Here is a 21,243-nt window from a genome sequence, read left to right on the forward strand (position 1 = left end):
CGGCGGACACGCACCGTCACCGTCCCCGCATACGCTTGTCCCATGAGTCGACCGGCAGGGGGAGGGACCCCCGGGGAGCGCCCGGGGGCCGGGAACTCCGCGGGGATTCCCGCGGAGGCCGCGGCGGGGACCGCCGCCGGGAGTCCCGCGGAGGGCGCCGCGGGGACCGCCGTCACCGCCGAGCGGTGGCGCGGTGTGGAGCGGGGGCTGCTGCGGATGCGCAGGACGCTGCTGGTCGCCGTGCTGGTCCCGCTCGCCCTGGCGGCGGCCCTGGTCCTGGGCACGGCGGCCGGTCCCGCGTGGGCCGCGCTCGCCGCCGTGCCGCTGGCGGTCGCGGTCTGGGGCTGGCGGGCGATCGCCCTCAACTGGGCCTCCTGGCGGTACGCCGAACGCGCCGACGACCTGCTGATCGCCCGCGGGGTGGTCTGGCGCGGGCTGACCGTCGTCCCCTACGGCCGGATGCAGCTGGTCGAGGTGACCTCCGGACCGCTGGAGCGCCGCTTCGGACTGGCCCGCGTGCAGCTGCACACCGCCGCGGCGACGACGGACGCGCACATCCCCGGCCTGGCGCCCGAGGAGGCCGAGCGGCTGCGGGACCGGCTCACCGAGCTGGGCGAGGCCCGGTCGGCGGGGCTGTGATGGCGCTGCCGAAGCGCCCGGAGGGCAGGAGGCTGCACCCGGTCACCCCGTGGCGGCGGGCGTGGGCGCCGGTGGCCGCGCTGCTGGCCTTCGCCGTGCAGAACCCGGACCGGGCCCGGGAGGGGGCGGAGTCCCTGTCTCCCGGATGGCTGCTGGCCGGTCTGGCGGTGCTGCTCCCGGCGGCCGCCGCGTACGGCTTCCTGTCGTGGTGGATGACGAGCTACCTGGTCACCGACACCGAACTGCGCGTCCGCACCGGCCTGCTGTTCCGGCGGGTGGCGCACATCCGGCTGGACCGCCTCCAGGCGATCGACGTGGGCCGGCCCCTCCTGGCCCGGCTCGTGGGGGTCGCCAAGCTCAAACTGGACGTGGTCGGCACCGACAAGAAGGACGAGCTGGCGTTCCTCTCCGAGCGCGAGGCGGTGGCGCTCCGCGCCGAGCTGCTGGCGCGGGCGGCGGGGATGGCGCCCGAGGCGGCCCCGGAGGCGGGCGAGGCGCCGGCCCGGGAGCTGCTCCGGGTGGACACGCGGACGCTGGCCGTCTCCCTGCTGCTGCTCGGCACCACCTGGGGCCTGCTGGTGCCGGCGGCCGTCGTCCCCGTGCTGGTCTGGTGGGCCAGCGGCAGCCCCTGGCCCGCCCTGGCGGCCGCGGTGCCGCTGCTCGGCGGTGTCTGGCGGAACGGCCTGGGGCGCTTCCTGACCGAGTTCGACTGGGTGGTGGCCGAGTCCCCGGACGGGGTGCGGATCGACCACGGTCTGCTGGACCGCGCGCACTCCACGGTCCCCCCGGGCCGCGTCCAGGCGGTGCGGATCGTCGAGCCGTGGCTGTGGCGGCGGCGCGGCTGGGTCCGGGTGGAGCTGGAGGTCGCGGCCGGCGGCAACGAGAGCGGGGTGCTGCTGCCGGTCGCCGGCCGGGAGGCGGCCCTCGGCGTGCTGGGCCGGATCCTGCCCGGCGTGGACCCGGCCCGGGCGGAGGCGTCCCTGACGCCGGTGCCGCGCCGGGCCCGGTGGGTGCTCCCCCTGTGGTGGCGGGGGCACGGCCACGGGGTGACGGAGTCGGTGTTCGCGAGCCGCCGCGGGCTGCTGTGCCGCACGCTGTCGCTGGTGCCGCACGCGAAGGTGCAGAGCGTCCGCCTGACCCAGGGCCCCTGGGCCAGGGCCCGCGGACTGGCGGACGTCCACGTCGACCACGGCGCGAACGGCACGGTGGCGGCCCGGCTCCGCGACGCGGAGGAGGCCCGCGCGGTGGTCGCGGCCCAGGCGGAGCGCTCCCGCACCGGCCGCCGCCTGGCGCGTCCGGAACGCTGGCTGACCTGACGGCGCCGGTTCCGGCGCCCCGGGCCGGCCGCGGCTCTCAGCCGCGGTTCCGGCGCGTCCTCCGGGCGCCGGGGGCGCCGGTGTCCGCCGGGCCTTCCCGGTCCTCGGCGCGGGGCGCCCTCAGATCGATCACCTTGCCCACGGCGGCGCGCGGCGCGGGACGCGGTCCGGGGGCGGCGGGTCCGGGGGCGGAGGCGGCCCGGTGCCCCTCCTCGTCCTGATCGGACGGCGTCCCGGCGGAGGTGTGCGGTCCGCCGGCCGCCCGGCGGCGCTGGGCGCCCCGGGTGCCGAAGAAGTCGAAGCCGCCGCGCCGGGGGGCCGCGTCCCCCCGTCCGTACGGCTCCCCCGCGCCGTCCCGGGCCGGGCCCCCGGACGGCGGGGCCGGGGACGGCTTCCGCGCCGCGGCCCGCTCGGGCTCCTCGGCGGCGGCGCGTTCGGCCTCCTGCCGCTCCTCCTGTTCCTTCCTCTCCCGCTCCCGGCGGTCCAGCTCTTCCCGCGCGCGCTGGCGCGCGGCGTTCGTCCGCAGCCTCCTGAGGGCCTCGTCCGCCTGGAGGTAGGTGAGCGGCGTGGGCGCGCCCGAGGCCTGCCGGTGGTCGGCCGCCCCGGTGGTGAGTTCCCTGGCCGGCCCGGCGGCCTCCAGGGCCAGCAGCCGCCGTCCCTCCAGGGCGCTGGCCCGCTCGGTCTCGGCGGTGGCGTACCGGCGCAGCAGCGCGGCGTGCTCGGTGCGGAGCCTCTCCAGTTCGTCGCGCTTCTTCCGGAGCTCGGCCTCCGTCCTCCTGCGGAGTTCGGCCGCCTCCTCCAGTTCGGTCTCCAGCTCCGCCTGGCGTTCCTCGGCCCGCCACTCGGCCGTGGCCTTGGCCGCCCTCACCTCGCCGACCCGCCTGCCGGCTTCCCGGTCCCACCGGCGCAGCAGCACGGCCCCGGCCACGGCGGCCAGCGCCGCCACGGCGGTGAGGGCGCGCAGCAGCAGCGCCGCCGGATCGCCGATCTCGCCGACCAGCCAGGCCCCGCCCGCGCAGAGGAGCGCCACGGCCGCCACGGCGGACGGCGCGAGCAGCCGGTGCAGGGGCGGTGCGTGGCGGTGGCGTCCTCGGGGCATGGCCTGGAATTTACCCTGCGGGCGGAGCCGCCGACACGGAGCCGACCGAACTGTTCTCCGGTGGTTACCGTCCGGACGCCCGCCCCGTGCGGACGGTCCCCTTCCGGCCGTCCGGGGGCGTTCCGGAGCGGCTCACCGTCCCCGGCGTTCCTCCCACACCGGGACCGCCCGGCCGACGTCCTCCGCGGCCCGCGCCACCCTCACCAGGAGGGCCTCCTCTCCCCTGCCGGCCACCAGTTGGAGCCCCACCGGGCACCCGTCGGCGGTGAATCCCGCGGGGAGGCTGAGGGCGGGGTGGCCGCTGAGGTTGAAGGCCCAGGTGAGGGCGGTGCTGTACCGGTCGCCCGGCCCGTCGTGGCCGTGGGGGCGGTTGGGGGTCGCCGGGGTCGCCAGCAGTTCCGCCCCGGCGAAGAGGGAGCCGAGGCGCCCGTCGTTCTCCGCCCGCGTCCGCTCGGCGGCCTCCCGGGCGGCCCCGGGCGAGCGCAGGGCGAGCCAGGCCGGCCCGGGGTCCAGGAGCCCGCCCCCCGTCCCGGAGGGCGCCGGCCGCAGGACGCCCGCCGCCGCCAGCCGGTCCACCGCCGCCCGCGCCACCCGTACGACCTCCGGCTCGCTCTCCGCGAAGCCCAGATCCGGCGACCACACCGCCGCCACCGGCTCCCCGGGTCCCCCCGGGGCGGGCTCCCGCGCGGGCACGCCGAGGACGCACTCCAGGTACGCCGCGAGGTCGGCGGCGCACCGGGCGAGGACTCCGGGGGCGGCCAGGCCCGAGCGGTCGGCCGTGGGCAGCGCGCCGTTGGTGAGCTTCAGTCCCAGCACCCCGCACCAGGCGGCCGGGATCCGCACCGATCCGGCGCCGTCGGTGCCCGTGGCCACCGGCACCGTCCCGGCCGCGACCGCCACCGCGGAGCCGGCGGACGAGCCGCCCGGCGACCGGTCCGGACGCCACGGGTTGGCCGTGCGGCCGCCGGCTCCCAGACCCCAGGTCTGCCACTCGGTGCCGGGTCCGGGGACGGAGGTCGCCCCGACCGCCACGCATCCGGCCGCCAGCAGCCGCCGGGCCGGCTCCGACCGGATGCCGGAGACCCCCTTCACCCCGATCGGCACCCCGGCCAGCGGCAGCCGCTCGCCCGCCGCGACCCGGCGGTCCACCTCCCGTGCCCGCGCCCGCGCCTCGTCCGCCCACACCTCGCGGAACGCCCGCAGCGACGGCTCCAGCCGGGCGATCCGGCCCAGCGCCGCCTCCACCACCTCGGCCGCGGCCGTCTCGCGCCGCGCCACGGCCCCGGCGACCGCCACCGCCGACAGCCCCGCGTACGTCTTCTCGTCCATCGCAGGCCTCCCCCTGTTCCGTCAACGCCGTCACCGTACGGCGGGCCGGCGTTCCGGCCGGCAGTCCCGCGGACGGCCCCACCGGCCCGGTGTCCCCACCGGAACGAAGGCCGTCCCCGGCCGGATTCTGGGATGATGACCGCACCGCCGCCGACGCCGATCACTCACAGCCGGGGGATTCGTGATCACTTCCGCCGAGGTCGAGGCGCTCGTCCACGAGGCGCACGCCGGGCAGTACGACAAGATCGGGGTGCCGTACGTCGAGCACGTCCGCGCGGTCGCCGCGGGGCTGGCCCCCTTCGGCGACGACCTCTACATGGCCGGGCTGCTCCACGACGTCATCGAGGACACCCACTGGACCGGCGGACGGCTCCGCGAGGCCGGCGTCCCCGACCGCGTCGTCGACATCGTCGAGACCGTCACCAACCGGCCCGGGATCCCCTACGAGGAGAAGATCCGCCGCATCGCCGGCGACCGCGAGGCCACCCTCGTCAAGATCGCCGACAACGCGCACAACAGCCGCCCGGACCGCTCGGCGCGGCTCCCCGGGGACAGGCGCGAGCGGCTGGCCGCCAAGTACCGCGCGGCCCGCGACGTCCTGTGGGCCGCGGCGGACCCGGCCGGGATCGAGACGATCCTCGCCGTCGTCAACCCGTCGCTCCTGCCCGAACTCCGCGACCGCCTCGCACACGGTCGCGGAAGCGGCTCCTGAGCACACGCCCCGAACCGGGACCCCGTGGTGGCGGCCGTGCCGTACCCGCCCGGGCTCCGCCGGAAGAAGCGGCGGGCGGCGGCGAAGGACCTCACTCCCGGCGCCGGGTCACCAGGGACGACACCACGACGACCACGGTGAGCGCGGCGATGACGCTGACCACGGCCAGTCGCGTCGCCGGGGCGAGGGTGTTGTTGGCCTCATGGGCGAAGTCGTACCAGACCAGGACGGACTGGAAGAGGGCGATGGCCGTGAAGACGAAGAGCAGCCGGTTGCGGCGCTCGTCGCGCCGGTACTGCGTCATGGTGCGGTGGAACTCCAGGATGTCGCGCAGCGACTGGAGCTGGACCTCCAGCACCCCGCGCTCGCGCTCCATCGCCCACCGTTCCATCGCCGCGTCCATCACCACCGCGCCGGCGTTGACGGTGTAGCGGCTCTCCTCCAGCCGCACCATCTCGCGCAGGGCCAGGTCCTTGCTGAGCTTGAGGGAGGCGGTGAACTGCCGGTCCACATCCGTCACCCGGTCCCAGCGGGCGTCGTTGAGCCGGAGCATCCGGGCCGACACCAGCCGGTTGGCCTCGTCCACCGCGATCCATTCGCTGGTGGCCGCCATCACGCCCTCCAGCACCTCGCTGATCCGGTGCCGCGGCAGCCGGACGAGGGTGGTGAAGCCGTCCCCGAAGCGCAGGCAGGCGTCGTCGTGGATCTTGCGCTCCACTCCGTAGACCCGGGTCGCGCCCGGCTCCTGGCCCTGCGGCGGGTCCATCAGCACCCGGTGCCACCACAGCAGCCGTCCGGGGTCCATCGCCGCCTCGTCCGCCGGGTCGACCAGGCCGGTGGCGAGCATCCGCTCCGAGACGCCGTCCGTCCACCGCGCGATGTGCGGGTTGATCCGCTCCACCAGTGCGCGTTCGCGACGGTGCATCGTCTCCTTGTCCGGCACCTCGATCGTCTGCATGACGTAGCAGTAGCCGCTGGGTTCGAAACGGCACCACAGCAGCCCGGCGTCCGCCACGTCGACCGTGCCGACGGTCTTCTTGCCGCTGAGCCGGGAGCCGCCGGTGGACATGTGGTAGTCGAACAGCAGCGGGGAGTCCGGCTCGCCGGCCTGGGGCGAGAACCCCGGCACGGTCTCGGCGACGGCCTCCCGCAGCGCCCGGCCGACCGCGCCCCCGAAGGTGTTCGCGCACAGCCGGAAGCGCATGAGGAACGGTGCGATGAGTACGACCTGCACGGTGAACCAGCCCCCCTCTGCGGCCCCGATCAGCGGCCGGACCGCTGGAGGCCGCCGCCCGGGCCGCCGGGCCGCACGGCCGCCGGGTGCTCAGGCTCCCGGAGCGGTGAACAGCGTCCACTCACCGTGCCCGGCGTGGCCGCCCTCGGCCGTCCACCCCTCGCCGAGCAGCCGGTGCATGCGTTCCGGCGGGACGTACAGCGGCGTCCCGGAGCGGAACGACGTGCACCACAGGAGCTGCCCCCCGGGCCTGATCACCCGCACGATCTCGGTGGGGTGGAACACCCCGTTGAGCGACACTACCAAGGGAACACGCCCCGTTCCCAGGGGTAGTGACCGCACGTCGGCCGCCACCCAGCGCACCCCGGGCACGTCCACACGGCGCCGCAGCATCTCCAGGCTCAGGTCGCAGGCGACCACCGCCGGCACGGCCCCCGCGATCGCGGCCGTCGCCTCGCCGGTGCCGCAGCAGATCTCCACGGCCCACTCGGCGGGCCGGACGCGCCGCAGCCCCTCGCACACGGCGAGGTCGTATCCGTGCTGGTCCTCGGTCCACTCCCGCCAGTCCTCGGCCATCCGGTCGTAGGACCGGCGCAGGCCCTGCCACGCCTCGTGGTCCCCGGGGTCCCGCAGCAGGCGCTCCTGGTAGCGGCGGCTGGGGTGGTCGTCGGCCTTCAGGTCCGGTGGCTGCGGGTTCTCCTCCATGGCGGCGACGATATCGGCGGGCGCGCCGGGGCCGGCAGGCGGCACCCGACGGGCGGGCCGTGCCGTACGCGCCCCTCAGGCGGCGGCCGCCGCCGGCGGGTTGTCGTCGTCCTCCGGCAGCCTGCACACCTTCTGCAGGAAGACGGCCGCGGCGACCACCGCGGCGCCCGCCAGCACCGACAGGCCGGCGTAGACGGCCTGGTCCCGGCGGGCCGCCACGTCCATGGCGGTGAGGAGCAGGTAGACGCCGGTGCCGCCGTAGGCGCCCGCCGCCAGGGAGGCCACCAGCGCACTGGCCTGGCCGAAGACGACGGCGCGGGCCGCCATGATCGGCTCCACTCCCTTGGCGCCGGGCCGCCGCTCGCGCTGGGCGCGCAGACGGGAGCGGATCGACAGGGCGGTGGCGGCCAGGACGGCGGCGATCAGCGCGAGCACAACCGGGGCCGCCACGGGCACGGCGGGCAGTGTGCCCAGTGCGTCCCACATCCGTGCCACCGCCCAGGACAGCACCAGCGCGAGGGCGAAGAGACCGGCCAGCGTCCTGATGCGTAGTTCCCTCACGGGGCTCCCCACGTCACTCGGGCACCGCTTCGGGGCGGTGTCGTTCGGACAGCGATCTTCGGGCTGTGTCGGGTGTGCCGGCCGGGCGGCCCGGGGCCGACGCCCGCGGGCGGCCGGGCCGTGCTGCCGGGGCGGTCACTCCGGCAGGCGCAGTTCCAGGTCCTCCCGGGGCACCACGCCCTCCCGGCCGACGGCCTCGAGCAGTTCCGCCACCGGGCCGTGGCCCGGGATCTCGGCGTCCGGGTCCACATCGTGCCACGGCGCCAGGACGAAGGCGCGCTCGTGGGCGCGCGGGTGGGGCAGCGTCAGCACGGGGTCGTCGGAGACGACGCCCTGGTACGCGATGATGTCCACGTCGATCGTCCGCGGTCCCCAGCGCTCGTCGCGCGTCCGCGCGAAGGCCTCCTCGACGGCGTGGGCGCGTTCCAGCAGCGAACCGGGCGGCAGCGTCGTCTTCACCAGGACGACGGCGTTGAGGTACGAGGGCTGGCTGCCCGGCTCCACCCCCCACGGCTCGGTCTCGTACACCGGCGAGACCGCCTTGACCCGCACCCCCGGGGTCTCCTCCAGCGCGTCGATCGCCCCCTGCAGGGTCTCCCGGCGGTTGCCCAGGTTGCTTCCGAGGGAGAGGACGGCGCGTTTGGGGTTGTGCAGGGTCACGTCGGCGGCGTCGACCTGGTGCACCACGGAGGCGGGTACCGGCTGGACGGTCGGGTCGCTGTTCGGCGTCATACGCGGCTCCGCTTGATGGTGATGGTCACATCGTCGAACGGGATGGTGATCGGGGCCTCCGGCTTGTGGACCACCACCTCCACCTCCCGCACCGCCTCGTGCGTCAGGCACTGGTCGGCGATCCGCTGGGCGAGGGTCTCGATCAGGTCGACCGGCTCGCCCGCGACGATCGCGGCGACCTCTTCCGCCACGATGCCGTAGTGGACCGTCTTGGTGAGGTCGTCGTCGGCCGCCGCGGGCCGGGTGTCCAGGCCCAGCACCAGGTCCACGACAAAGGTCTGTCCCTCTTCGCGTTCCCTGGCGAACACTCCGTGATGCCCGCGGACCCTGAGTCCGCGCAGTGCGACACGGTCCACGCGCGTTCACTCCCCTCGTCTCGGACGGCGGCCGGCGGCGGACAGGGACGCGCGGCGTACCGGGCGCACCGCCCGGGCCACTCTCTCAGACCGGTCCTCAGAGGATGGTGCCGCCCTCTCCGCCGATGCCGTCGTCGAAGTCGTCGAAGTTGTCCACGCCCTCGTCCTCGTCCTCCTCCTCGACGAGGACCGGGGAGCCGTGGTGCGCCCAGATCCTCCACCGTCCGTCCTCCGACCTGCGGAAGACGTTCGTGGCGACCACCAGCCCGCCGATCAGCGGACCGGTCGAGCCGTCCTCCTCGGCGGGCCCGCCGCTGAGGATGTTCTCGGTGCAGGTCACCACGGCGGTGTCGCCCAGCACGGAGACCTCGACGTCGGTGAGGAAGAACTGGACGTACTCGGTGTTCGCCATGATCAGCGCGTAGGAGCGCAGCACCTCGTCGCGGCCGGTGAGCACCGGCCAGCCGGGGTGGACGACGCTGACGTCCTCGTGCAGCCACTGGTCGTTCAGGGCGTCGAGGTCGCCGCGCTCCACCGCCTCGTACAGCGCGGTGTTCGCCGCCTCGACGGCCTCGACGTCCGTGCGGGCCTCTCCGGTCACCGGCTTCCTTCCGCGGGGTCCGTTTCCCTGTCCGTACCCTCCAGTGCCCGCGCCACCCGCACCGCATCCGCGCTCGCGCGCACCTCGTGCACCCGCACGGCCCAGGCGCCCTCGCGCGCCGCGATCGCCGAGACCGCCGCCGTGGCCGCGTCCCTCTCCCGGGCGGGCGGCACGGTGTCGCCGTCGCCGGCCAGCACACGGCCCAGGAAACGCTTCCGGGAGGCCGCCACCAGGACCGGACGGCCCAGTTCCCGGGCCAGCCGGGCCGTGGCGTCCACCAGCGCCAGGTCGTGCGGGGCCTGCTTGGCGAAGCCCAGCCCCGGGTCGACGACGATCCGCTCCGGCGCGATGCCGCCGGCCACGGCCCGGTCCATGGTGGCGCGCAACTCGCCGATCACCTCGGTGACGGTGTCGGAGTAGACCGCGCGGTCGTTCATGTCGATGCTCTGGCCCCTCCAGTGCATCACCACGAAGGGCACCCCGGCGCCGGCCACCGCGGGCACCATCCGCGCGTCCGCGCGTCCGCCGCTGACGTCGTTGACCAGGCGGGCGCCGGCCGCCACCGCCTGTTCGGCGACGGAGGCCCGCATGGTGTCCACACTGACGACGACGCCCTCCCGGGCCAGGCCCCGGACGACCGGGATCACCCGGCGCAGTTCCTCGGCCTCGTCCACGCGGGTCGCGCCGGGCCGGGTGGACTCGCCGCCCACGTCGACCAGATCGGCGCCCTCGGCGACCAGGTCCAGCCCGTGTTTGACGGCGGCCTCGGTGTCGAACCAGCGTCCTCCGTCGGAGAAGGAGTCCGGCGTGACGTTCACCACGCCCATGACGGCACACCGGTCCCAGAAGGGCAGTCCGGCAACTTCTCCGCGGAGGGCGCGCAAACTGTTCATGTGGTCCAGCGTAGGCGCTCCCCGCGCGCCCCCCGGACCCCGTCCGGGGAGGCGGGCCCGCCGCCGGGCCGCGGGGAGCCGCTGACGGCCGTCAGCGGGCCATGATCAGGCTCATCGCCTCGGCGCGGGTGGTGGCGTCGCGGAGCTGGCCGCGGACGGCCGAGGTGATGGTCTTGGCGCCGGGCTTGCGGACGCCGCGGACCGTCATGCACATGTGCTCGCACTCGATCACGACGATCACGCCGCGCGGTTCGAGGATCCTCATCAGCGAGTCCGCGACCTGGGTGGTCAGACGCTCCTGGACCTGGGGGCGGCGGGCGAAGACCTCCACCAGCCGGGCGAGCTTCGACAGCCCGGTGATCTTCCCCGACTCGGACGGGATGTAGCCGACGTGCGCCACGCCGTGGAAGGGCAGCAGGTGGTGCTCGCAGGACGAGAGCACCTCGATGTCCTTCACCAGCACCATCTCGTCGTGGCCGAGGTCGAAGGTGGTGGTCAGGACGTCCTCCGGCCGCTGCCGCAGCCCGGCGAAGATCTCCTTGTACGCCCGCGCCACCCGTGCCGGGGTGTCGCGCAGCCCCTCGCGGTCGGGATCCTCGCCGACCGCCAGCAGCAGCTCCCGTATGGCGTTCTCGGCGCGCTTCTCGTCGAACTCGCCGACGGGGCCCTCGCCGTCCAGCGTCACCGGGTCGATCATGTGTCCCTCGCTTCTCGAGTGTGTGCAGCAAAGAGCCGCGCCCCTCCGGTAGGGGAACCGGAGGGGCGCGGCGGCCATTCCTGGGGCCGGTGTGGCCTGGGCAACCCCGGGGCGGAGCCCCGGGTCAGCCGTCCGTGCGGGGCTCGTCCGGCAGCCCGGTCTCCTTGGAGAGCGCGGTGTCGGTCGGGCCGATCTCCTTGCCCTTCTCCGGGCCGGCCTGCGAGCCGTTGGCCAGGGCCAGCTCCTTGGGAGTGGACACCGGCGGACGGGTCGAGGGCATCCGGCGCGAGGAGCCCGTCCAGGCCGGACGCGGGGGACGCTTGACGACCGGGCGGAAGATCTCGGCGATCTCCTCCTTGCCGAGGGTCTCCTTCTCCAGCAGGGCGAGCACCAGGTTGTCCAGCACGTCCCGGTTCTCGACGAGGATCTCCCACGCCTCGTTGTGGGCGGCCTCGATCAGCTTCTTGACCTCCTCGTCCACCAGCCCGGCGACCTCCTCGGAGTAGTCGCGCTGGTGGCCCATCTCCTTGCCCAGGAAGGGCTCGGAGTGGTCGGAGCCGAACTTGATCGCGCCCAGCCGCTCGGTCATGCCGTACTGCGTGACCATGGCGCGGGCCGTGGCGGTCGCCTTCTCGATGTCGTTGGCGGCGCCCGTGGTGGGGTCGTGGAAGACCAGCTCCTCGGCCGCGCGTCCGCCCAGCATGTACGCGAGCTGGTCGAGCATCTCGTTGCGCGTCGTGGAGTACTTGTCCTCGTCCGGCAGCACCATCGTGTAGCCCAGCGCCCGGCCGCGCGACAGGATCGTGATCTTGTGGACGGGGTCGGAGTTCGGCAGGGCCGCCGCGACCAGGGCGTGACCGCCCTCGTGGTACGCGGTGATCTTCTTCTCCTTGTCGCTCATGATCCGGGTCCGCTTCTGCGGTCCGGCCACGACGCGGTCGATCGCCTCGTCCAGGAACTTGTTGTCGATCAGCTTCTTGTCGCTGCGCGCGGTGAGCAGCGCCGCCTCGTTGAGCACGTTGGAGAGGTCCGCGCCCGTGAAGCCGGGGGTGCGGCGGGCCACCGCGGACAGGTCCACGTCGGGCTCCATCGGCTTGCCCTTGGCGTGCACCTTGAGGATCTCCAGACGGCCCTGCATGTCGGGGCGGTCCACCGCGATCTGCCGGTCGAAGCGGCCCGGGCGCAGCAGCGCCGGGTCCAGGATGTCCGGCCGGTTGGTGGCGGCGATCAGGATGACGCCGCCCTTGACGTCGAAGCCGTCCATCTCGACCAGGAGCTGGTTCAGCGTCTGCTCGCGCTCGTCGTGGCCGCCGCCCATGCCGGCGCCGCGGTGGCGGCCGACGGCGTCGATCTCGTCGACGAAGACGATCGCCGGGGCGTTCGCCTTGGCCTGCTCGAACAGGTCGCGGACCCGGGAGGCGCCGACACCGACGAACATCTCCACGAAGTCGGAGCCGGAGATCGAGTAGAACGGCACCCCGGCCTCGCCCGCGACGGCACGCGCCAGCAGCGTCTTGCCGGTACCGGGCGGGCCGTACAGCAGCACGCCCTTGGGGATCTTCGCGCCGACGGCCTGGAACTTGGCGGGCTCCTGGAGGAACTCCTTGATCTCCTGGAGTTCCTCGACCGCCTCGTCCGCTCCCGCGACGTCGGAGAAAGTCGTCTTGGGGGTGTCCTTGGTGATCAGTTTCGCCTTCGACTTCCCGAAGTTCATCACCCGGGAGCCGCCGCCCTGCATCTGGTTCATCAGGAACAGGAAGACGATCACGATCAGCACGAACGGCAGCAGGGAGAGCAGCATCCCGAGGAACGGGTTCTGCTTCTGCGGCGAGACGGTGTAACCGCCCTTGATCTGCCCGTCCTGGTACTTGGACTGCAGCTGCTTGGCCAGATCGACGCCCTGCTCGTCGATGTAGCTCGCCTTGATCTTGTCGCTGCCCTTGATCTTGACGCCGTCCTTGAGCTGGACCTGGACGGTCTGCTCGTCGCCGGTCGTCAGCTTGGCGGACTGCACCTTGTTCTGGTTGATCGCCTGTACGACCTGGCCGGTGTCCACCGTCTTGTAGCCGCCGGACGAGCCGACGACGTTCATCAACACGACCACGGCGAGGGCAGCCAGCACGATCCACATGACGGGACCACGGAAGTAGCGCTTCACGTCCATCCACACGGGGCGCGCGCGCCCCGTCCCTCCTGCCACAGTGAGGCACCGCGGCCCCTGGGGAGCCGCTGTGCGTACGGTGTTTTACTCGGCTTGCTCGGCCTACGAACAGACTGCCTCAACAGACCGGCCTTCGGACGGTACCCCAGCATCGCCGTCCGAAGCACTGTCGTACGACGACACCGGGACGGTAAACATTCCCGCCCCGCTCCCTTCAACGCCGGGCTCCCGTCCAACGTTCCCGGACGGGAGCCCCGGTCCGCCGGGCCCGCTCGGCCGGATCCGTCAGCCGCCGTAGACGTGCGGCGCGAGCGTCCCCACGAACGGCAGGTTGCGGTACTTCTCCGCGTAGTCCAGCCCGTAGCCGACGACGAACTCGTTGGGGATGTCGAAGCCGACCCACTTGACGTCGATGGCCACCTTCGCCGCATCCGGCTTGCGCAGGAGGGTGCAGACGTTCAGCGAGGCCGGTCCGCGGGAGCCGAGGTTCGACAGCAGCCAGGACAGCGTCAGGCCGGAGTCGATGATGTCCTCGACGATCAGGACGTGCTTCCCCTGGATGTCGGTGTCCAGGTCCTTGAGGATGCGGACCACCCCGGAGGACTGGGTGCCCGCGCCGTACGAGGACACCGCCATCCAGTCCATGGTGACCGGCGACGACAGGGCCCGGGCGAGGTCGGCCATGACCATCACCGCGCCCTTGAGCACCCCGACCAGGAGCAGTTCCCTGCCGGCGTACTCCTCATCGATCTTCGCCGCCAGTTCGGCCAGCTTCGCGTCGATCTCTTCCTTGGTGATGAGCACCGACTTGAGGTCGGCGCCCATGTCCTTTTCGTCCACCCTGCTGCTCTCGGTCGTGGTTCACACTTGCCGGATGACCAGTGTGCCACCCTGCCTCCGGGCGGCCACGCGACCGGGCAGGTTGATGGCCCGCTGGCCGTGCCAGTCGGTGACCAGCCGGTCGATCTCCTCGATGTGGCGGGCGAACAGGGAGCCCGCCGGGGAGCCCGCCGCGACCGTCACCCGGCGCAGCACCCGGCGGCGGACGGCGGACGGCAGGGCGTGGAGCCGGGCGACGTCGAGCACCGCCCCGGAGTCGTCCGTGACATCCGCGACACTCCCCGCCGCGGAGCCGTCCGCGCGGACCGAGCTCTCGGCGTCGGCCGCCCAGGCGTCGAGGGCGTCGGCGTCGTCGCGCGAGAGCTGGGCGGTGCGGGCCAGGGCCTCTACCACGCCCTTCCCGAGGGCCTTCTCCAGAGCCGGCAGGGCGTCGTGGCGGACCCGGGAGCGGGTGAAGGCCGGATCGGTGTTGTGCGGGTCGTCCCAGACGGGCAGCGACTGGACCATGCACGCCTTGCGGGTGGTCTGCCGGTCCACCGCGAGGAACGGCCGGCGGTAGCGGTGCCCGGCGCCGGAGCGGCCGGCCGGCGAGCCGGAGACGGCGGCCATGCCGGACAGCGAGCGGGTGCCGGAGCCCCGCGCGAGCCCGAGCAGCACCGTCTCGGCCTGGTCGTCGCGGGTGTGGCCGAGGAGGACCGCGGCCGCGCCGTGGCGCTCGGCGGCCTCGTCCAGGGCGGCGTAGCGAGCGGTGCGGGCGGCGGCCTCGGGGCCTCCGGCGCGGCCGACGGTCACGGCGACGGCCTCGGCCGGCGCGAGGGAGAGGGCTTCGAGACGGGAGACGACCTCGCGGGCCCGGTCACCGGAGCCGGCCTGCAGGCCGTGGTCGACGGTGACGCCTCCGGCCCGCAGGCCGAGGCGGGGGGCTTCGAAGGCGAGGGCGGAGGCGAGCGCCATCGAGTCGGCGCCGCCGGAGCAGGCGACGAGCACGAGCGGGGGCCGGCCGTCCTCGGGGCGGCCGTGCCCGGAGGCGCCGGCGTCGCGGAGGACCTCCTGGAGCGTGCGGCGGACCGCCAGGCGTATCGCTGCTACCGCGGGGTGGGGACCCATGTCCGTTCACTTCCTTGAGAGAGGGCGCCGACTACGGCGACTACGCAGAGTGCGGCAATGGTGACAGAGAAGAGTTGCCTTCCTGAGCATCGCACGCGCGCTCGTCCCTCACGGTCCCTCGGAAGAGTGATTGTGCGGGCATTCGGGGCTCATCAGTCCGTTTTCCGGTGCACCCTCGCGACCCAGTCCGCCGGTTTGGCGATCTCCGCCTTGGTGGGCAGCGTGTTGGGCGACGTCCACACCTTGTTGAAGCCCTCCATGCCGACCTCGTCCACGACGGCGCGGACGAACCGCTCGCCGTCGCGGTACTGGCGCAGCTTGGCGTCCAGCCCCAGCAGTTTGCGCAGCGCCTGGTCGAGGCGGCCGGCTCCGGCGGCACGGCGCTTCTGGAACTTCTCCCGGATCTCGGCGACGGAGGGCACCACCGCGGGGCCGACGCCGTCCATCACGTAGTCCGCGTGCCCCTCCAGCAGCGACATCACGGCGGTGAGGCGGCCGAGGATCTCGCGCTGGGCGGGCGTCTGCACCAGCTCCACGAAACTGCGCCCCTCGCCGTCCTCCCCCTCGGACCACGGCCTGCCGCCTCCGGCCAGCGACTGGACGGCCTCGCGCAGCCGCTCCAGCAGGGTGGAGGGGTCGATGTCGGTCTCCCCGAGGAAGGAGTGGATCTCCCCCCTGATGTGGTCGCGCAGCCACGGCACGGCGGAGAACTGGGTGCGGTGCGTCTCCTCGTGGAGGCACACCCACAGCCGGAAGTCGTGCGGGTCCACGTCCAGCTCGCGCTCCACGTGCACGATGTTCGGCGCGACCAGCAGCAGCCGCCCGCCGCCCTCGCCCGGGGCGCCCGGCAGGTCGGGGGCGGGCGGGGCGAAGGTCTCGTACTGGCCCAGGACGCGCGCGGCCATGAACGACAGCAGCATCCCGACCTCGACGCCGGTCACCTTGCCGCCGACCACGCCGAGCACCGCGCCGCCCGGGCCGCCGCCGCGCCTCGCCTGCATCCTGTCCAGCAGGGGGGAGAGCAGTTCGCGGAAACCGGCCACGTTGGCCCGGATCCACCCGGGCCGGTCCACGACGAGGACGGGGGTGTCCCCGGACCCGCCGGACGGCTCCATCCGGGTGAAGGAGCGCACGTGCTCCTCCGACGCCACCGCGTGCCGGCGCAGTTCCGCGACGGCCTCGCGCGCTTCGTCCCGGCTCACTTCCGGCCCCGGCTTCACGAGCCGGGTCGCGGTCGCCGCCGCGAGCTTCCAGTCGACCATCTCCACACCACCGAGGCTCGTCATGACTTCACCGTACGTGCCGATGCCGCCGAGCGGGAGGAGACCGCCGGACGGACCGGGCGTCCGGTTCCGGGTGCCCGCCGGAGCCGGTCCGTAAAGCCCCGCGGGCCGGCGCCGGGGAGCGCTCAGCGGCAGCCGCAGTTGGCGACGGCCGAGGCGAGGCGGTCCAGCGCGGCGTGGGCGCCCTGGCGGTCCGTGGTGCCGGAGGCCGTGAAGGCGAAGGCCAGGAGCCTGCCGTCGGCGTCCACGACCGTGCCGGCCAGGGCGTTGATCCCGGTCAGCGTGCCGGTCTTGGCACGGACCAGGCCCGCGCCGGCGCGGGTGGCGTCGTCGTCGTAGCGCCCGCCGAGCGTGCCGTTGAAGCCGGCCACGGGCAGGCCGGTCAGGACGGGCCGCAGTTCGGGCCGGGCGGGGTCGGCGGAGAGCGCCAGCAGCCGGGTGAGCAGCCCGGCGGAGATCCTGTCGTCCCGGTCGAGGCCGCTGCCGTCCGCGAAGCGCGCCCCCTTCAGGGGCAGCCCGCCGATCTCCGCGAGCTGGTCCCGCACGGCGCGTCCGGCGCCCGCGAAGCTCGCGGGCTCGCCGCGGGCCGCGGCGGTCTGCCGGGCGAGCGCCTCGGCGATGTCGTTGTCGCTGTGCGTCAGCGTCCGCTCGACCAGTTCCGACAGCGGCGCCGAGCGGTGGACGGCCAGCTCCGCGGCGTCCTTCGGCGCCCTGCCGGGGCGCGGGGGGCCGTCGACGGCGATGCCGCGGTCGCGGAGGCGGTCGGCGAACGCCCCGGCGGCGTCGCGCGCCGGGTCGGCCGAGCGCGGGGCGGGGCCGCGGGTGCTCCCGTCGAGACGTCCCTCGTTCACCATCAGCGCCGTGACCGGCGCGATGTTGTCGTTCACCCCGATCGGGTGGCGGACGGGGCCGCGGTAGAGCGAGGCGTCGTAGAGCAGGCCGATCCTCTCCGCGCCGCGCTCCTCCAGTTCCCGGGCGGTGGCGTCGGCCAGCCGCTCCAGCTGCGCGCGGGTCAGCGTCGGGTCCCCGCCGCCGACCAGGACGGCGCGGCGGCCGTCCCCGTCCCACACCACGCGGGTGGGGATCCGGTGGTCCGCCCCGAGGGCCGACAGCGCGGCGACCGACGTGGCGATCTTGATGGTGGAGGCCGGTACGACCGCCCTGTCCGCCGCGGAGCCGTAGAGCTGCCGCCCGGACGCCACGTCCGTCACCGAGGCGGTGGCGAGCGTGCCCAGCGCGTCCTCCTCCAGCAGCGGTTCCAGGGCGTCGGCGAGTGCGGCGCGGGTGGGCAGGGGGGCGCCGCCGGCGCCCGGCGCGGCCCCGTCCTGCCCGGGGTCGCCCTGGGCCGCGCCGTCCGGGCCGGAGCCGTCCCGTGCCGGGCCGAGCGCGGTCAGCACCTCGGGGGCGCCGGGCGCGGGCTCCCCGGGGCCGCCGGGCGGGGGGACGGGGCGGTCCCAGGAGGCCGCGCGGATCCGCTCCGCCGTACGCTGGCCGGAGTCCCAGGGCCCCGCCGCTGCCGCCGCCACCGCGGCGACCGCGAGTCCGACGGCCGCGGAACAGACCGCCACCCGCCATGTGTCCCGCACCTAGGACCAGCCCCTTTCGCACCCACGCACCCGCGTGAGGGAAACTTAACCACCACACAGCCGGTCTCCGGGGAAGCGCCCCCGGACCCCGGCGAAGACCGGAACCTACGGAGGAGTCTCCCTTGGAGTTCGACGTCGTCATCGAGATCCCGAAGGGGTCGCGGAACAAGTACGAGGTGGACCACAAGACCGGTCGCATCCGGCTCGACCGTCACCTGTTCACCTCGACCGTGTACCCGGCCGACTACGGCTTCGTCGACAACACCCTGGGTGAGGACGGAGACCCTCTGGACGCGCTGGTCCTGCTGGAGGAGCCGACCTTCCCGGGCTGCATCATCAGGTGCCGCGCGATCGGCATGTTCCGCATGACGGACGAGGCCGGCGGCGACGACAAGCTGCTGTGCGTGCCCGCGTCCGACCCCCGGGTGGAGCACCTGCGCGACATCCACCACGTGAGCGAGTTCGACCGCCTGGAGATCCAGCACTTCTTCGAGGTCTACAAGGACCTGGAGCCCGGCAAGTCGGTCGAGGGCGCCGACTGGGTCGGCCGCGCCGAGGCCGAGGCCGAGGTCGAGGCCTCGGTGAAGCGTCTGCAGGAGGCGGGCGGCCAGCACTGAGCCCCCTCCGCCCGGCGGGCCGCCCGCCCTTCGGGCGCCGATACGGGTGTGCCCCGGACCGCGCGGTCCGGGGCACACCCGTATCGGCGCCCGAAGGCGCGTGCGTCAGAAGCCGCGGGTGCGCTTCGCCGCGCGGCGGCCCGGCAGCACGGCCTCCCGGCCGGGGGTCTTGATGAACAGCCGGGCCAGCTCGTTCCCCAGGTTGACGCCGATGGCGATCGCCAGCGCCAGGGCGGCGGCCCTCGACAGGCTCCCCATGCCCTGGACCAGATCGCCCTGGGCGACGCCGATCAGTCCGAAGTAGATGGCGCTACCGGGCAGCAGCGGGCCGATCGCCGCCGTGATGTACGGCAGCGCCGAGACGAACCGGTAGCGCGACATCAGCTGCCCGAACAGGCCCACCAGGCCGGCCGCCGCCGCCGTCGCCGCGACCGGGTCGACGCCGACGACGTCGGCCAGCGCGCCGTACACCAGCCAGGCGACGCCGCCGTTGAGCGTGGCGAGCAGCACGGTGGAGCGCTCCTGCTGGAGCATGACGCAGAAGGTCAGCGCCAGCAGCATCGCCGCCAGGAGCTGGAGGAACGGCCGGGTGCGCAGGTCCAGGCCCTCGGGGCTGATGTAGCCCGCGCCCATCTCGGACCCGATGTAGAGCACCAGCAGCACCCCGCACACGATGCCGACGACGAGGTAGATCACCTCCAGCAGGCGGGCCGCCGCGGTGATGTAGAAGCCGGTCAGCCCGTCGTGGACGGCCGCCACCAGGGCCCGTCCGGGGATCAGCGGGAACAGGCCGCCGGTGACGACCGCGGAGGCCCTGAGGTACAGGCCCAGGTCGTCGGCGAACAGTTCGACCGCCACCCCGATCGCCGCGGGCGGCATCGCCGCCGCCACGAAGTGGTAGAACTCCGGCAGCCCGCGCTTGGAGAAGAACCAGGCGAGCCGGTCGCCGAGCATCGCGCCGACCGCCGCCAGGACGAAGACCAGCCAGCCGCCGCCGACCAGGGTGGACGCCGCGCCCGCCAGCAGACCGCTGGCGACGGTGAGCGTGCCCTTGGAGTACGGGTGGCGGTTGCGGCGGATCTCGGCGAGGCGGCCGTACGCCTCCTCCAGGGTGACGCCGCCGTCGGTGATGTCGTCCACCAGCCGGAAGACCGCGGCCAGCCGGGTGTAGTCGGTGCCGCGCCGGCGCACGATCCGGCTCAGCGTGATGGGGTCGTCCACCAGCGACGGCTGGTAGGTGATCGACAGCAGGGTGAAGGTGACCGTCGGCTCGCAGCGGTCCAGCCCGTAGGCGTGCGCCACCCCGAACATCGCCGCCTCGACGTCCTCGGCCCCCTCGCCCCCCGCGAGCAGCAGTTCGCCGATGCGCAGCGTCAGGTCGAGCACGCGCGGCGCGGACGGCCCGGTGTCGGCGTCCTCCCCCTCGTCGGTGCGCCGGGGGCGTTCGGGCACGGGCCGCTCGCCCAGCGGCAGCCGGACCATGGTGCGCATCCGGTCCTGCCAGGGCGCGCCCGGCCGTACCAGGCGGTCGAACACCGGGACGCCGTCGGGCGGGGTGAAGGCGGCGCCGGGATCGGGCGCCGGGGCCTTCCGCACGCCCTCGGGGACGGCGAACTCGGACGTCGGGTGCTCGCTCTCGGCGGGCGCCGGGACCTTCCTCAGCCCTTCGGGGACGGCGAACTCGGACGTCGGGTGCTCGTCCTCGGTCTGCTGGGACGGCAGCGGTACGCCGGGGGGCGGGGTGAAGGCGCTGCGGTTGCGGGGCTCGTCCGACGGGTGCCTGCGGTCCTCGGGGCGACCGGTCTCGGTCACCGTGCTCTTCGTGGTGGTCTCCGGGGCCAAACTCGCCGCTCCTCACGCCTCCGGCCGTCCTCGTGACAGGCGGGACACATCCTTCTCAAGGGGGGAAATGTCCGTTCTCGAAAGCGAGGATAGGGGCCGCCCCAGCCGAATGGGGCGCGCCGCGGGGGACGTTCGGTGTGAGATGCGTTGCAGCGCCGGGCCGGGACGCCGGCCGGAGCACCCGCCGGGCCGGGACGCCGGCCCGGATCCCTCAGTCCGGGGCCCGCCCGGCCGCCCGGTCCGCGAACGGGTTCGCCACGCCGTCGGGCAGCACCTCGACCGACCTCTCGCCCTCGCCCGCCATCACGTACGCCCCGTTCTCCAGGCGTTCGATCAGGCCGCGGGTCCACTCCGCCCCGCTCCGGGCGGTGTGCACCCACAGCCTCATGACCTCGCCGACGTGGCCCCATTCCTCGGGCGCGCCCTGGGGCGTCCACTCGCGGGTGACCTCCGCGCTCCACTCCTCCAGCGCCGCCACACGCCGCCTGAGCAGCGCGATCGCCTCCCGGCGCGGCAGGTCGACGATGAAGCCGACCCCGGCGGTGAGCACGTCCGGCTTCTCGTCGTGGGCGGTCAGCGCCCAGCGCAGCAGCCTGTGGTACTCCTCCTCGCCCGCGTCCGTCAGCTCGTACTCGGTGCGGGGCGGGCCTCCGGCGGTGCTCGGGGCGGTGTCGTGCGCGATCAGCAGCCCCTGCTTCGCCATCTGCTTGAGCGCGTGGTAGATCGAGCCCGGCTTGGCGTTGGACCACTCGTGCGCGCCCCAGAACTCCAGGTCGTTGCGGACCTGGTAGCCGTGCGCGCGTCCGTGCTGGCGGACCGCTCCCAGCACCAGCAGCCGGATCGCCGACATCGTCCTCCCTCACGGCCTTCCCGGTACGCTCCCGCGCCCGTCGCCGCCCAGCGTAGACGGGCGGCGACGGGCGGAATCACGCC

Annotated in this window: 21 protein-coding genes; 4 read left to right on the plus strand and 17 right to left on the minus strand. The window is 74.4% G+C overall.

The genetic code is table 11. The annotated features are described in order from the left end of the window. Nucleotides 1-42 precede the first annotated feature (42 nt). Nucleotides 43-639 carry a PH domain-containing protein gene (locus tag ABD358_RS24480; protein WP_344633297.1) on the plus strand — a complete coding sequence of 199 codons (597 nt, stop codon included), beginning with the start codon at nucleotides 43-45 and terminating at the stop codon, nucleotides 637-639. Continuing rightward, the gene (locus ABD358_RS24485) at nucleotides 639-1,955 is read left to right on the plus strand and encodes a PH domain-containing protein (RefSeq protein ID WP_344633298.1); all 1,317 of its coding nucleotides are present in this window, start codon (nucleotides 639-641) and stop codon (nucleotides 1,953-1,955) included. Before ABD358_RS24480 ends, ABD358_RS24485 begins: the two co-directional genes overlap by 1 nt. A 37-nt stretch (nucleotides 1,956-1,992) precedes the next feature. On the opposite strand, the gene ABD358_RS24490 is transcribed toward ABD358_RS24485, so the two are convergent. Both ABD358_RS24490 and ABD358_RS24495 read right to left on the minus strand, forming a co-directional pair. Beyond that, nucleotides 1,993-3,054 (minus strand): hypothetical protein, encoded by a 1,062-nt coding sequence (locus tag ABD358_RS24490; RefSeq protein WP_344633299.1) that lies wholly within the window; start codon nucleotides 3,052-3,054, stop codon nucleotides 1,993-1,995. Between the two features lie 132 nt (nucleotides 3,055-3,186). Then, nucleotides 3,187-4,383, minus strand: coding sequence for an amidase (locus ABD358_RS24495; RefSeq protein ID WP_344633300.1), 1,197 nt, complete (start codon nucleotides 4,381-4,383; stop codon nucleotides 3,187-3,189). Between the two features lie 181 nt (nucleotides 4,384-4,564). Between ABD358_RS24495 and ABD358_RS24500 the strand changes: the two genes are divergently transcribed. Further along, nucleotides 4,565-5,095, plus strand: a complete 531-nt coding sequence (locus ABD358_RS24500) for an HD domain-containing protein (RefSeq protein ID WP_344633301.1) — start codon at nucleotides 4,565-4,567, stop codon at nucleotides 5,093-5,095. A 91-nt stretch (nucleotides 5,096-5,186) separates the two neighbouring features. Here ABD358_RS24500 and ABD358_RS24505 read toward each other — a convergent pair whose 3' ends face one another. The 13 genes from ABD358_RS24505 to dacB form a co-directional block, all read right to left on the minus strand. Continuing rightward, on the minus strand, nucleotides 5,187-6,329 hold the full coding sequence (locus ABD358_RS24505; protein WP_344633302.1) for a hypothetical protein: 1,143 nt from the start codon (nucleotides 6,327-6,329) through the stop codon (nucleotides 5,187-5,189). Between the two features lie 90 nt (nucleotides 6,330-6,419). Further along, the gene (locus ABD358_RS24510; RefSeq protein WP_344633303.1) at nucleotides 6,420-7,034 is read right to left on the minus strand and encodes a class I SAM-dependent methyltransferase; all 615 of its coding nucleotides are present in this window, start codon (nucleotides 7,032-7,034) and stop codon (nucleotides 6,420-6,422) included. A gap of 75 nt (nucleotides 7,035-7,109) precedes the next feature. After that, nucleotides 7,110-7,595, minus strand: coding sequence for a DUF3180 domain-containing protein (locus ABD358_RS24515; protein ID WP_344633304.1), 486 nt, complete (start codon nucleotides 7,593-7,595; stop codon nucleotides 7,110-7,112). Between the two features lie 135 nt (nucleotides 7,596-7,730). Further along, nucleotides 7,731-8,327 carry a 2-amino-4-hydroxy-6-hydroxymethyldihydropteridine diphosphokinase gene (gene folK, locus ABD358_RS24520; RefSeq protein WP_344633305.1) on the minus strand — a complete coding sequence of 199 codons (597 nt, stop codon included), beginning with the start codon at nucleotides 8,325-8,327 and terminating at the stop codon, nucleotides 7,731-7,733. Further along, complete coding sequence (folB, locus tag ABD358_RS24525) at nucleotides 8,324-8,683, minus strand: dihydroneopterin aldolase (protein WP_344633306.1); 360 nt, start codon at nucleotides 8,681-8,683, stop codon at nucleotides 8,324-8,326. Before folB ends, folK begins: the two co-directional genes overlap by 4 nt. 97 nt (nucleotides 8,684-8,780) lie before the next feature. Then, nucleotides 8,781-9,284 carry a nuclear transport factor 2 family protein gene (locus ABD358_RS24530; RefSeq protein WP_344633307.1) on the minus strand — a complete coding sequence of 168 codons (504 nt, stop codon included), beginning with the start codon at nucleotides 9,282-9,284 and terminating at the stop codon, nucleotides 8,781-8,783. Next, complete coding sequence (gene folP / locus ABD358_RS24535) at nucleotides 9,281-10,177, minus strand: dihydropteroate synthase (protein WP_344633308.1); 897 nt, start codon at nucleotides 10,175-10,177, stop codon at nucleotides 9,281-9,283. The genes ABD358_RS24530 and folP overlap by 4 nt, the downstream gene beginning before the upstream one ends. Nucleotides 10,178-10,268: 91 nt before the next feature. After that, entirely contained in the window at nucleotides 10,269-10,874 is a 606-nt protein-coding gene (folE, locus tag ABD358_RS24540) for a GTP cyclohydrolase I FolE (RefSeq protein WP_344633309.1), read from the minus strand. A gap of 124 nt (nucleotides 10,875-10,998) precedes the next feature. Further along, the gene (ftsH, locus tag ABD358_RS24545; protein WP_344633334.1) at nucleotides 10,999-13,038 is read right to left on the minus strand and encodes an ATP-dependent zinc metalloprotease FtsH; all 2,040 of its coding nucleotides are present in this window, start codon (nucleotides 13,036-13,038) and stop codon (nucleotides 10,999-11,001) included. A 282-nt stretch (nucleotides 13,039-13,320) separates the two neighbouring features. Further along, nucleotides 13,321-13,860 carry a hypoxanthine phosphoribosyltransferase gene (gene hpt, locus ABD358_RS24550; protein ID WP_344633335.1) on the minus strand — a complete coding sequence of 180 codons (540 nt, stop codon included), beginning with the start codon at nucleotides 13,858-13,860 and terminating at the stop codon, nucleotides 13,321-13,323. 36 nt (nucleotides 13,861-13,896) lie between these two features. Further along, nucleotides 13,897-14,982, minus strand: coding sequence for a tRNA lysidine(34) synthetase TilS (gene tilS, locus ABD358_RS24555; RefSeq protein WP_344633310.1), 1,086 nt, complete (start codon nucleotides 14,980-14,982; stop codon nucleotides 13,897-13,899). 152 nt (nucleotides 14,983-15,134) lie between these two features. Further along, complete coding sequence (locus tag ABD358_RS24560) at nucleotides 15,135-16,268, minus strand: zinc-dependent metalloprotease (protein ID WP_344633311.1); 1,134 nt, start codon at nucleotides 16,266-16,268, stop codon at nucleotides 15,135-15,137. A gap of 122 nt (nucleotides 16,269-16,390) precedes the next feature. Beyond that, the gene (gene dacB, locus ABD358_RS24565) at nucleotides 16,391-17,833 is read right to left on the minus strand and encodes a D-alanyl-D-alanine carboxypeptidase/D-alanyl-D-alanine endopeptidase (protein ID WP_344633312.1); all 1,443 of its coding nucleotides are present in this window, start codon (nucleotides 17,831-17,833) and stop codon (nucleotides 16,391-16,393) included. A gap of 140 nt (nucleotides 17,834-17,973) precedes the next feature. Between dacB and ABD358_RS24570 the strand changes: the two genes are divergently transcribed. Beyond that, nucleotides 17,974-18,468, plus strand: coding sequence for an inorganic diphosphatase (locus tag ABD358_RS24570; RefSeq protein WP_344633313.1), 495 nt, complete (start codon nucleotides 17,974-17,976; stop codon nucleotides 18,466-18,468). A gap of 105 nt (nucleotides 18,469-18,573) precedes the next feature. Here ABD358_RS24570 and ABD358_RS24575 read toward each other — a convergent pair whose 3' ends face one another. Both ABD358_RS24575 and ABD358_RS24580 read right to left on the minus strand, forming a co-directional pair. Further along, nucleotides 18,574-20,310: a threonine/serine exporter family protein gene (locus ABD358_RS24575; protein ID WP_344633314.1), complete on the minus strand. Its 1,737-nt coding sequence runs from the start codon at nucleotides 20,308-20,310 to the stop codon at nucleotides 18,574-18,576. 211 nt (nucleotides 20,311-20,521) lie between these two features. Next, nucleotides 20,522-21,160 (minus strand): PadR family transcriptional regulator, encoded by a 639-nt coding sequence (locus ABD358_RS24580; protein ID WP_344633315.1) that lies wholly within the window; start codon nucleotides 21,158-21,160, stop codon nucleotides 20,522-20,524. Nucleotides 21,161-21,243: the final 83 nt, after the last annotated feature.

It is taken from the genome of Streptomyces glaucosporus, assembly GCF_039533345.1.
GTDB lineage: Bacteria > Actinomycetota > Actinomycetes > Streptomycetales > Streptomycetaceae > Streptomyces > Streptomyces glaucosporus.